This window comes from Candidatus Cytomitobacter indipagum (assembly GCF_008189285.1).
GTDB classification, from domain to species: Bacteria; Pseudomonadota; Alphaproteobacteria; order CAJXXZ01; family 1604HC; genus Cytomitobacter; species Cytomitobacter indipagum.
This window is the reverse complement of sequence record NZ_CP043315.1, coordinates 120,547-133,308: the sequence shown is the minus strand read 5'-3', so window position 1 is coordinate 133,308 and position 12,762 is coordinate 120,547. Positions and strand designations below refer to the sequence as shown.

Annotated in this window: 8 protein-coding genes; all 8 read left to right on the top strand. The window is 28.5% G+C overall.

Features of this window, described 5'->3' with window-relative positions; all coding sequences use genetic code 11:
- Nucleotides 1-132 precede the first annotated feature (132 nt).
- The 8 genes from argS to FZC35_RS00530 all read left to right on the top strand — a co-directional run bounded on the left by argS (nucleotide 133) and on the right by FZC35_RS00530 (nucleotide 12,590).
- Complete coding sequence (argS, locus tag FZC35_RS00565) at nucleotides 133-1,767, top strand: arginine--tRNA ligase (protein ID WP_172618984.1); 1,635 nt, start codon at nucleotides 133-135, stop codon at nucleotides 1,765-1,767.
- Between the two features lie 668 nt (nucleotides 1,768-2,435).
- Nucleotides 2,436-2,684 carry a hypothetical protein gene (locus tag FZC35_RS00560; RefSeq protein ID WP_172618983.1) on the top strand — a complete coding sequence of 83 codons (249 nt, stop codon included), beginning with the start codon at nucleotides 2,436-2,438 and terminating at the stop codon, nucleotides 2,682-2,684.
- 178 nt (nucleotides 2,685-2,862) lie between these two features.
- The gene (locus FZC35_RS00555) at nucleotides 2,863-3,993 is read left to right on the top strand and encodes a hypothetical protein (protein ID WP_172618982.1); all 1,131 of its coding nucleotides are present in this window, start codon (nucleotides 2,863-2,865) and stop codon (nucleotides 3,991-3,993) included.
- 31 nt (nucleotides 3,994-4,024) lie between these two features.
- Nucleotides 4,025-5,140 (top strand): hypothetical protein, encoded by a 1,116-nt coding sequence (locus tag FZC35_RS00550; RefSeq protein ID WP_148980722.1) that lies wholly within the window; start codon nucleotides 4,025-4,027, stop codon nucleotides 5,138-5,140.
- Between the two features lie 2 nt (nucleotides 5,141-5,142).
- Nucleotides 5,143-7,233 carry a mechanosensitive ion channel domain-containing protein gene (locus tag FZC35_RS00545; RefSeq protein WP_148980721.1) on the top strand — a complete coding sequence of 697 codons (2,091 nt, stop codon included), beginning with the start codon at nucleotides 5,143-5,145 and terminating at the stop codon, nucleotides 7,231-7,233.
- A 371-nt stretch (nucleotides 7,234-7,604) separates the two neighbouring features.
- On the top strand, nucleotides 7,605-8,792 hold the full coding sequence (locus FZC35_RS00540) for an ABC transporter permease (RefSeq protein WP_148980720.1): 1,188 nt from the start codon (nucleotides 7,605-7,607) through the stop codon (nucleotides 8,790-8,792).
- Nucleotides 8,792-9,460: an ABC transporter ATP-binding protein gene (locus tag FZC35_RS00535; RefSeq protein ID WP_148980719.1), complete on the top strand. Its 669-nt coding sequence runs from the start codon at nucleotides 8,792-8,794 to the stop codon at nucleotides 9,458-9,460. Before FZC35_RS00540 ends, FZC35_RS00535 begins: the two co-directional genes overlap by 1 nt.
- A complete protein-coding gene (locus tag FZC35_RS00530; RefSeq protein ID WP_172618981.1) occupies nucleotides 9,453-12,590 on the top strand; it encodes a DNA polymerase III subunit alpha in 3,138 nt (1,045 codons plus the stop codon). Before FZC35_RS00535 ends, FZC35_RS00530 begins: the two co-directional genes overlap by 8 nt.
- Nucleotides 12,591-12,762 lie beyond the last annotated feature (172 nt).

The window sequence follows — 12,762 nt, the reverse complement described above, 5'->3', positions numbered from 1 at the left end:
ATTGCAGATTTTTTAATTTTTGGCGCATTGCATTTTTTAGTTCTTAAGGATAGTAAAAACATTATGGAAATTTCATTATCAAAAACATCTACCAAACTTTTCATTATTAACTTAATCTAGGGCATGGACTTCATGCAATTAGAGAGTGATTTGATCGTAGAATTAGGACAAAAAACTCACACAAAAGATATCTTTTTTACTTCCAACAATAATCATGCGGATTTATCCACAAATGCACTTTTTATATTAAGTAAGCATATGAAGAAATCTCCTAAAGACATATTTGAACAAATTAAGACTAAAATCAATAATAAGTATATCAAAGATATAACAATGTCAAAAAATGGCTTTTTAAATTTCCACTTGCATGATAATTTTTTACATGATGGATTGAAAAATATTATAGATGATAAAAATACTTTTGAGAAAAATAACATTAAAGTAAATGTAGAATTTGTTTCTGCAAATCCAACTGGCCCGCTTCATTATGGAAATGCAAGATCAGTATATGGAGATTCTTTAGCAAATATACTTCGATTTGCTGGATACAACACAACAAAAGAATATTATGTAAATGATGCTGGAAATCAAATAAATATACTTGCAGATTCAGTGTTTTCAGAGTATTTAAAATTGCAAAATCTTCCTTCTTTAGAGCTAGAAGAGCAATATAAGGGATCTTACATTTCTGATATAGCTCAAGAAATATACAAAAATGATTCAGAGAAATGGGATAAAAATAATTATAAAGAGCATTTTAAATCATTTAGCATGAAATATATTATTGAAATTATCAAAGAAGATCTTCTTAGCGTTGGAATAAAACATGATGAATGGGTTTTTGAGAGCGATATAATATGCAAAGTTTCTGAAGCATTTGAAATATTAAGAAATAAAGATTTGATATATGAAGGAAAATTAGGAACAATACATAGTAAAAAAGGAGAAGAATCGCATCAAACCCTTACATTATTCAGAAGTTCAAAGTTTGAAGATTCAGAAGACAGAGCTCTTACAAAACCTGATGGGTCCAATACTTATTTTGCTAACGATATTGGTTATTTCTACGATAAAATCAAGCGTGATTTTAAATGGATGATAGTTGTTTTGGGAGCAGATCATGATGGGTACATAAAAAGACTTCAAAATGCAGTTTTAAATCTTGCTGATGACATTAAATTAGATATAAAAACATGCCAAGTAGTTCTTTTTAAGCAAAATGGAGAAAATATAAAAATTTCTAAAAGATCGGGAAATGCACTTGGATTGAGAGAGGCTGTTGAAGGTATAGGAAAAGATATGTTTAGATTTCTTATGTTAAGCAAAAGCCTAGATACACATTACACAGTTAACACAGATCAAATAGTAGAGCTGTCTATGGAAAATCCTTTTTACTATTTGCAATATGCACATGCAAGAATACACTCCATGTTTAACGCTCACAATAAAGAATTAGATTTTAACTTCTCATTAGATTCTCTCACTGAGTCAATGTGTAGTTTGTTGAAAATATTACTTGATTTTAGAAAATGCATAAAATCTATAACAAGAACTTTAGAGGTTCATAAAATGACCCATTACTTAACATCTATAGCAGAAAAATTTCACTCTATATGGAATGAAGGAAAGATGGATCCTGAAAAAAGATGGATTTTGCAGCAAAATGAAAAATATACAAATGATAGGATGGTATTGGCTCATTCTGTTAAAAAGACTATAACCCAAGCAATGAACTTGCTTGGAATTAAGCCATACGACAGCTTATAAACTCAATCAAGCAAACTTTTATAATCAAAATTAAATCAATTATGATTGTAAACTTCATTCACATTAAAAAAATCAAATTGTGGAATAATTACAAACTAAACAGGCAGTAAACTAAATTATAAAAATAATCAAATCAGATAATGATCTTAATAATTTCAAATTTGCCTTTATACTTTCTCAATCGAAGGTTGCCGCAATACAGCAAATTGCAAAAGTAAATTATAAAGATTAATCCAATATCGCGGTAATCGAAGGTTGCCGCAATACAGCAAATTGCAAAAGTAAATTATAAAGATTAATCCAATATCGCGGTAATCGAAGGTTGCCGCAATACAGCAAATTGCAAAAGTAAATTATAAAGATTAATCCAATATCGCGGTAATCGAAGGTTGCCGCAATACAGCAAATTGCAAAAGTAAATTATAAAGATTAATCCAATATCGCGGTAATCGAAGGTTGCCGCAATACAGCAAATTGCAAAAGTAAATTATAAAGATTAATCCAATATCGCGGTAATCGAAGGTTGCCGCAATACAGCAAATTGCAAAAGTAAATTATAAAGATTAATCCAATATCGCGGTAATCGAAGGTTGCCGCAATTATATCATAGCAATCATAAATTATTGCCATACTACAAATTATGAAGCAATTCTATTATAATAAGTGTAGTGAAATTTTTAATCATGACAACAGCTATATTCACATATGCAATGAATGATGGATTTATATTTATATCAAATATAGGTCGCAAATCCCTAATTCAGCAAGTTAAAATTATGAATCTGATTCCTAAGCCATGGACAATAGCGAGGAAATCTAATGGAAATATGTTAATATACATGCCTGTTAGAAATGCAAATGCAATGATGGAAATTTTATTGTCAAATAAATTAGAGTGTTGGAGCACATATGCTTAGATTTATTTCCAATATAATTCCGCATGTCTTAATAAGTTTTATAAGCATTGCAATTCAAGCTCATTATCATAAGTTGCATGTAAATTTTTTATATATAATTGCATTCCATTATTGGTATTATATTTGTTTTTCCCATATTCCTGTTTTCAAAATCAGAAGATCTTTTATTATAAAATTGATGCATTCCGCATTGTTTATACCTTTTTGGTTTATGACTCAAAAATATTATAATGCAATTCCATACCATCTATCATACTTTATTATTTATTCTGCTTTTCTTCATTTGCAATATAATAAATACAAAAAGCTTATGCCAGATATTTTATGCATCAGTGATAATTTTTTAAAGAATTGGCCTGAAATCATTGGATATAGAATAATTGGAGAATTGAAATTAGAAAAAGAAGAATTGAAAGCTGCTAAAAAATCTATCAAACAATCAAATCCAAGCGCTATATTGTGGTCATCTAAATCAGGGTCAGAATTTAGAGAAATCTTAGAATTTAGCTTAAAAAACAATATCTGTGTTAATGTGTTAAGAAATGATGAAGTGTTAATGCCTTCAATAGAAAATTGTTTGACAGATTTAAATTCTATTCATAACATAGAAAATCAGAAATTTATAATATACGGATCAAATGATACTTTTTTAAAAAAATTGTTTGATAGATTATCAGAGAATAATGAAGTTCATATTTTATTGAATAAAAACACGCCTACATTAAAAAAGATTAGTTACAAGAAAATATTCAATAAGAAAATAATTTATGATATAGAAGAGTTAATTAAAAAAGATCAATATCATGTTATAAATTTTGATGGAATAACATCATTGAAAACTAGAAATAAAAATGTAGATTTTCTTCACCAAACAGAATATTTATCTAAATTATGCAAAGAATATAAAGCAAAATTTTTATTAATCACAACGCAAATTTATCCAAATATAGCTGAGACTGTGAGGCAAATAGGAGTTGCAGCTGAGAATATTTCGCAAAACTATAAAGGCAAATTTCTTCGAATTCCTTACATTGCAATGGATGTGGATTGCGATATATATGGAGGAAGATTCAAAAAAGATCTAATGAAAAATATAAATATAAGCAATAATGGATCATGGATTAGTGTTGATTCAGCTATTAATAAAATCATTGACAATATAGATCAAGATCAATGCATGAACATACATGGCTCATTTCTAAACAAAAAAGAAATATACGATTCTCTAAATATGTTACAGAGATCTTGGAATATATGGCCTAAAAAGTTAGATTATATAAGAGGTTATAAGAATGCAATCATCATATAAGAGTAAATTAATAATTCTGAGCTTAGTAGTCATGGCTGCTCCACCACTTTTGGATATTTTCCGAAAGGGAGGACAAAGCATAGGATCTTCTCCTATTACAACAGAAGCAAGAATAGCATATAGTGCAAAATATGAAGGATCTGATGCACTTCAAACTCTTCTATATGACTGCATACTTAAAGACAAATACAGAGAAAGTGACATTAGAATTTCCAGGCAGCGCATAATAAATGAAGCTAAAAAGCCTGAATATAGCAAACTTTCTCCTTCAAGTAAGCTGCTGATTGCTGAAAATAATATAATAAAAAAGCAAATTATTGATTCTGTAAAATCTATTGTAAAAATCAGCGATGAAAATGCATATAATCATGCAAAGGGATTGTTGCAAATCAGAAATGGAGAAAAAGCATTTATAAAATGTTCAGATCTTGATATAAAATTTGAAGAAAAAGAAATGCAAGAATATTATAATGCAAATAAATTGAAATTCAAATCTGACAGAGTTGTAAATGGAGTGGCTTTAATAATTGATAGCCAAAAATTACCAAGAGAAAAATTCGAATCACTTATTGAAAATGGGAATGACATTGCAGATATTAAGAAAGAATATAATGCTAAAATTGCTAAAATATCTTGGATAAATAAGTCTTCAACTAACAAACAATATCCATTTCTTGAACAAGAACAAACAGAAGATCAAAAATTTTACAGCACTAGTGATGGAAATACAATATATTTGAAAATAAACGACAGAAAGCCTTCTCATTATTTGACTAAATACGAAGATGCAAAGAAAGAAGTGAGAATTGATTTATTGAAAAAATATATTGTTAATCATGCAAATCAAATAAAAGCAAATTGGACTCAGCTGGAAGAACAAAATATAAAGCAAAATGATCAAGATAATATGACTTTGTTTTTAACAAAAAAAGGCAATGTAAATTGTTATGAAAAAGAAAATGGCGTTGTGCTAATTAAAACAAATGAAATAAAAAACTTTGAACCAACAGATCAGCAAATTTTAGACAGCAAGTCATTTTTGAGGAATTACTTTCAGTATCTTGCTGTAAATTCATTCACAAACGCATTATTTAAGCATTATGAAAATGATATATACAGTTTTATTAACGAACTGCAGAGGAAATAATTTTGATATTAAAAATTATTAAAAAAATTGTGCTATTCTCGACTTTATTTTTATTTGCAGACAATGTTGAAGATGCTAATAATTCTATGGATCAAAAAACACAAGAAGTTGCTGTTCAAGAAGAAGATAAAATAAATGCACTTGGTAAAAAAATAGATGAATTACAAAAAGAAATAGGTAAGATTAGTGAGTCTCTAAATGGGAAAGCAGAGATAAAGCAAGTCAAACAAGAAGAAGAGAAGAAGCATAAAACTCTAATATTAAACATAATTAGAACAATACAAATAGTTTACAAAACATTAATGAAATCCATTAAATTTGTATTTACTAATAAAGATACAAATATATTGATTAAAAATGCATTTAAAGACCTTCTCAAGTTAGCATTATTTAGCTTAGCATCATCATATATAATATTTGCATTGTTCAAGAAAATTATGCAGTATTATTGCAGTTTATATAAAAATAAATGGCATGCTGTAGCGTTAGATTTTTCTGCATCAGTATTTTTAACATCCTTTTTATTGTTAATCAATTTGTTGCCAGAGTTAGAATTGATCATAAGCAATAATAATGCATTTTCTCATAATGAGATGAAATTCTTATTTGTCACACTTACACGCGTGATATTTAGCGCTCTCATAATATATACAACAAGAATAATTTTAAGTTATAGCAAGAATAAAATTATATTAAATATGCACAAACCCATTATGCATAATATGATTTCTATTTGCATAGCATGGTCTACTTTTGACATTATGAAGCATTTTATTGCTATTTATGAAATCAACCAATTAAATTCTGAAGTGGTTAAAGATATTAGTCTGATAGCTAACTTCTTTTATACTCTTATTCTTGTTCATGCTTTAATCACGTTAAGGCAAAAATTAAAACACAAATTTGAAAATAGAAATATATGGGTGAAAAATTTTACTAGCTTGCAATCTATGTCTCTTGTAGTTATATATATTATGATTATATTTTGGATTGATTTAAATATATCCTATAAATTAACTAGAGCATTTGTTTCGATGATTTTGTGGCCTTCAATTTTAATCTCATCTACTCTTTCTAGAAAATATATAATTAATTACATAAGAAGCCTAAACTATATGCATAGATCCAAGCTAAATAAAATGTATCTTAATATTCTTTCTATTATAAAAAAATCCATTGCTCCTATTACGATATTAATAACATTGCAAATATGGGGAATATCTTTGTATAAAAATGCAATTGTAATTGTAAATCAATTTGCACTTGATAAGATGTTAGGGTTATTTTATTTATCTATTGCTACATTTACTGCAATATCTTTCACTAAGCATGTTTTGGTTAATTGGCTGGTGTCAAAAATCAAGAAAAATCAGGACAACGAAAGAAAATTCGAAATATTATTCAATATATTAACATCTTCATTTAAATCATTAATATGGTTTATAACTTTTCTTGGATCTCTTTCTATTTTTGGATACAATACCTCTCAGATTATTCCTGCTCTTGGTGTGTTTTCTGCTGGTCTATCTTTTAGCATTAGAGATATGATAACAGATTTACTTAATGGATTATTTATAATTATGGACAACACTATAATGGTCGGAGATCTTATAATTATAGATGGCAAAAATGCAAAAGTAGAAGATATGAATCTTAGATACATGGAAGTAAGAAGAGACGATGGAACTCTTATTACAATACCATACCATAGAGTAAATGAAGTATTTAATAAGAGTAGAAATTTTATGGCTGTTATCATGAATGTAGCTGTGAAATACGATACTGATCCAGAAAAAGCAATGGAAACAATGCATGAAGGATTTAATCTTTTGAGAAATCTGGAAATGTTTAGACATAAAGTATTTGTTCCGCTTGAAATGAGAGGGGTATCTGAATTAAATGGTATATATTATTCCATACAAGCTAAATTAAAAGTGATGCCAGGGTATCAATTTAAAGCGCAAAGAGCATTTAATAAAATAATAAAAGAATTATTTGATGAAAATGGAATACAAATGCCAACTGAAATCACATTAGGTCATCTAAACAACACGCCCTCCACTATTACTAAGCTTCCAGAATCATTAACATGATTTTATACAATTAAAACAAAGCTAAATCATCAAATTTAAAATTTGCTTTTAATAGCTTGTTGCGTCATTTCTGCAAAATTCTATAAAGCTCAAATGTTTTTATAAAATTTCTATGAATGATTTTCTATAAATATTTATATTTTACTTCATAATTTTGAGAATATGATTTTAATTAATTGCTTTTTATTCAAATCTAGAAGGAATTTTTGCACGCAATTATTTTTACATATTTTTAAGGAAAATTACTTCACCAGAAAAGCATTATGTAAATTATACAAATTTAGCTTAATAAAATATAAAGCAAATATATAAACAAAATAATCTCAGTTAAGATCTTTGCACGATAACGCAAAAGTTGTATTCTAAATGTAATGATAATTTTAGCTCTAAAATATTTTTTCTTATCATTGAGAACTCAAAAAAAAGTGATTTGGACCACAATTGCAAGTATTGGCATTGGCATAGGAACATTGATAACTTCAATATCTATAATGAATGGGTTTCAAAATTCAATTTTAGAACGAATACTTCATATATATGGACATATGGATGTTTATTCCAATAATTTAGATAGTAAAATACATCTAATTAAGAATAAAGATTGGTATAAAAGACATATACATGTAAATGAGAAGCAAGGAATATTATCTTCCAACAATGAAACTCAAGGCGTTAAGATTATAGGAATTAGCAAAGAAGATTGCGATTATATCATACAAGATAAATGGGTAAAAAAATCTGATGCAAAATCATCTGCTCCAATTATAGTGATTGGCGATAAATTAGCAGAGAATTTTCAATTATCCGCAAATTCAAATGCAAAATTACTAATACCTCATGGAGTATTATCAAATCGAATCTCAATTAAAGATTTAGATGTAAAAGTTGGCTCAGTATTTAGATTGGGATTTCATTCTTTTGACAAAAATGTAGTTTTTGTAATTGGAAATACGTTAGATAAATATTCTTTAGGATTTGAACAGAAGCAATATATGTTTTATACCAACAACCCTGAAAAAATTGATGACATACAAAAAGATTTATATGATTTATCAGGAAAGTCATATTCAATTTGGACATGGAAAGACACAAACCCTTCTTTAAAGCAAATGTTTAGCATGCAAAATATAATATTGGCAGTATTCATAGGAATGTTTATATTATGCTGTATGATGCAAAGCACAAATAGTTTATGGATTTTAATATCTGAAAGAATACAAGATATCAGTCTACTAAAAGCATTTGGAGCTAGTAATTTTCAAATCTTTTCATTATTTGCATATTTAGGTTTATTCATTAGCTTGGGAAGTATATTATTTGGACTTATCTTTGGATTAACTCTAGTTTCCCTGTTTCCCAAATTGTACAATATAATACATAAATCATATGGACAAACAATGATACACGAAGAATCATTTGGATTTTCTGAATTTATTCCAAAAGTTTTAATATCAGACCTAGTAATAATTTCTACAATATCGTTCGTAATTATGATGCTTATATTGATGAATATCGCAAGACAATCTAATAAAGTTGATATAATAAAAGGAATCAGCTAATGCTTCTGTGTTTTGAAAACGTTTCATTTTTTTATGAAAAAAATGGAAATATTATAGATAATTTGAATTTTGAATTAAAAGAAGGAGAATTAGCAGTCATAGAAGGGAAATCTGGGTCTGGAAAATCTACATTCTTGCATATGGCTGGATTATTATCTTTTCCTCAAAGTGGAAAAATTACATTTATGGATAAAGATGTAAGCAAATACAAGAAAAAACATGAATTAAGGAGAAGTATAGGGCATATATTTCAATCTCATATGTTATGGAAAGATTTATCTGCAAAAGAAAATGTAGCTATGCCATTAGTGCTGCAAGGTATTTCAAGATCAAATGCACATAAAATAGCAGAGGAATGGCTATGCAAAGTTGGATTGGAAAATTACATTAATTCTTCTATAACAAAAATATCAGGAGGGGAACAACAAAGAGTTGGATTGGCCAGAGCATTTGCTCATAACCCAAAACTTATACTTGCTGATGAACCTACTGGAAATCTTGATGAAGAAACTGGAGATAAAATAATGCATATATGCATTCAAATTGCTAGAAAGAATAATATTTCCATGATCTGCGTTACACATAATAAAAAATGGAATAACATGTTTGATAGTGAATATTATTTTGAAAAAGGTAAGCTTCATATTGTAAGGAGAAATGATGTCTAGTTACATACCTTTAGGAATTCGAACTTCATATTCCCTGCTTCAAAGCACAATAAGAATGTCTGAATTAAATCAACAAACACAATTTGAATCGATTGGAATAGTAGATGATCACAATCTGTTTGGAGCCATGGATTATAATGAAACTCTAATAAATGGGGAAATAAAACCAATCACAGGATGTGAATTAAATCTTGAAGAAAAATACAAAATACTTGTGTATTGCAAAAATGAAAATGGATACAGAAATTTATGCAAGATTATAAGTAAAAGCTATGGAGAAAAAGTAACATCTGTTTTTTGGTCAGATTTTAAAGATGCAAAAGATATCATGGCAATTGCAATTCCTGGATATACTTGTGAAACTGGACAAGAAAAACAGTGCGCAGATAATATGGATAAATATTTTGCAAATAATTGGGCTGTTGGAATAAGAAATAGAAATACAGAAGAGCAAGAAGCTTGCTATATGTCCAGCATTCACAGCACTCCTATAGTTGCAATTCCTGAAATTAGATGCATAACTAAAGAGCAAAACCAAGCTTATCAAGCTTTAAATTGTATAAAGCATGGGCAATATTTTGATGAAGATACTAGCTATGAATTTCAATTGCCAACTTCTGATGAGATGACTGAGATGTATAAAAATTGGAAAGCTCCTCTTGAAAATACATTTGAATTTGCTAAAAAATGCTCTTTTTTGCTGAAAAAAAGAAAGCCTGAATTGCCTCATTTTGCAACAGAAAATATGACAGAAAAAGAGCTTTTAAATAAAAAAGCATATGATGGATTAAAAGAAAAAGTAAAATCAGATAATATGGGGAAATATGAACAAAGACTAGAATTTGAATTAGAAGTAATTAATAAAATGGGATTCGATGGTTACTTTCTCATTGTTGCAGATTTTATAAACTGGTCAAAGCAAAATGATATTCCAGTTGGGCCTGGTAGAGGATCTGGAGCTGGGTCATTAACTGCATATTGTGTGGGAATTACAGAAATTGATCCAATGCAATTCGGACTTGTATTCGAGCGTTTTTTAAACCCAGGAAGAATTAGCATGCCTGACTTTGATGTGGATTTTTGCCCTAAAGGAAGAGGCAAAGTTGTTGATTATATAATTTCAAAATACGGAATAGATAAAGTTGCTCATATAATTACATTCGGATCCCTTCAATCAAAAGGTGTGTTGAGAGATGTTGGTAGAATTCTTCAAGTTCCATATGGGCTGGTAGACAGATATTCCAAATCAATTCCAGTAATTCAAGGTGCTAATCTTAGTTTAGAAAAATATATGGAAAAAAATGATGACCTCACTAAAGAGATGGAGGAAGATGAAAAAGTTAAGAAAATGTTTGAGCTTAGCCTGCAAATAGAAGGATTGCCCAGACATGCATCGATACATGCTGCAGGAATTGTTATAGGAAAAGAAGCTTTGTATGATATTCTTCCTTTATACAGAGAAAACAATTTAACAGTAACTCAGTTCTCATTAAATCACATTGAGGATGCTGGATTGGTAAAGTTTGATTTACTTGGATTAACTGCGCTAACTATTATAAATGATGCTGCTAACTTAGCAAAAAAAGCAAATCCAAATTTTGATATAAATGCTATACCACTTAATGATCAAAAAACTCTAGATATATTTAGAGATGGACACACTGTTGGAATTTTCCAGTTTGAAAGCAAAGGAATGACAGAAACTGTTGTTGGCTTAGGCCCTGAGACATTTGAAGACTTAATTGCTGTTATATCTTTATATAGACCTGGACCTATGGAAAACATTCCTACTTTTATTAAAAGAAAACATGGATTGCTTCCAATTCAGTATTTGTTTCCAGAAATGGAAAGAATACTTAAGCCTACATATGGAATTCTGGTTTATCAGGAGCAGGTTTTGGAAATTGCCAGAAGTTTAGCTGGATACTCAATGCAGGAAGCTGATTTGCTAAGAAGAGCAATAGGAAAAAAGAAGCCTGAAGAGATGAAAAAGCTCAAAATTGATTTCACTAAAAGAATATGCGAAAAAATGAATTCCGAGGAGGACAAGGCTATAGAGCTATTTGAACAAATTGAAAGCTTTGCTAAATATGCTTTTGTTAAAGCGCATGCGACTCCATATGCCCTTATTGGATATCAAGCAGGATATTTAAAAGCTCATTATGCAATTGAGCTTCTGGTATCATCTATGATTTTAGAACAAAACAATACTGATAAACTGGCAGAATTTATTTATGAAGGACGTAGATTAAAAATTAACATTCTATCTCCTGACATCAATAAATCTAGCGAATCGTTCTCAATAGAAAATGGAAATATCAGATTTGGATTAAATGCAATTAAAAATGTTGGAATTCATTGCATAAATGACATAATTTCTAAAAAACCATTTGCTACTATTGAAGACTTTTTTAATAGAGCCAATGTAAATAAAAAAACATTAGAAAATCTTATTAAATCTGGAGCATTTGATTCTTTAGAAAAAAATAGAGCATTAGTATGGAGCAAGAAAGATAAAAATAACTCTATTCCTACTCTATTCACTGAGCAAATTGAAATAACAGACTGGAACAATGACACAAAGCTAAGCAATGAACATGAGGCATTAGGAATTTATCTTACAGAGCACCCTCTTGATAAATTTGCAATAAATAAATTTCACATGAAATGGATTTCAATTCGACCAAGCGCTGAAGAATCTATTTCTGGAGTAGGAAAATTAGAAAAAATAATTAGCAAAAAAAGCCCAAGAGGAGACACATACTCTATATGCATAGTATCTGATCCATTTGGAATATGGCGCTTCATATCCAGAGAAAAGCCTGATGTATTAAGTAAATTCGTTGGATCAAAGATACACATAAACGGAGAAGATAAAGCAAAATTCATAATTGCAAATAATGTTGTTCATTTGGATGATTTCATCAACTCAGATGGTCAAATAGTGTTTAAAATTCAAGATCAGGAAGAAATCAAAAATTTACATCAAATTCTTGAGCCTCATATGGACAAAAATGGAAAAATGCAAATCATGCTTAACTTTGAAAATGAAAATCCAATTATAGTTGGTAAAATTAATTTATCTGAGAATTTACTTAAGAAGTTAGATAAATTTAATTGGAAAATTTAATTAAACACAATTTTGATTTATTAATTAAGCATGTTTTTGACCATTAAATTAAATAAATAATTCTGTTTATTTGTTAAATTTCATTTTGACTGTTTTATTTTGACTGTTTTATTTTGACTGTTTTATTTTGACTGTTTTATTTTGACTGTTTTATTTTGACTGTTTTATTTTG